The sequence below is a fragment of the Brevibacillus borstelensis genome, from assembly GCF_037834415.1.
Taxonomy (GTDB): Bacteria; Bacillota; Bacilli; order Brevibacillales; family Brevibacillaceae; genus Brevibacillus; species Brevibacillus borstelensis_A.
On the sequence record NZ_JAUMSJ010000139.1, the window covers coordinates 1 to 274 of the forward strand.

General features: G+C 45.6%; 1 tRNA gene. It reads left to right on the top strand.

The features are described 5' to 3' along the window. Positions 1–55 precede the first annotated feature (55 nt). Positions 56–131: transfer RNA gene (locus Q3F21_RS27320), tRNA-Ala, on the top strand. Positions 132–274 lie beyond the last annotated feature (143 nt).

Below are 274 nucleotides of genomic sequence, written 5' to 3' on the forward strand. Positions count from 1 at the left end.
CTTACAGATTTGATTCTATTCGGTTTTGAGGGTGCATGATTCTCATACCCTTTTTGGGGCTGTAGCTCAGTTGGGAGAGCGCCTGCCTTGCAAGCAGGAGGTCATCGGTTCGATCCCGTTCAGCTCCACCAATTTCTATGTACCTTGAAAACTGGATAATGCATGTAATGCTAAGGATTATTACTGATGTATGTACAGTAGTACTTACACCATTTGTGGTTTCGTCTGCTAAAGACGCCAACGTCCTGTTGGCAACGCAGACATAACCACGTCG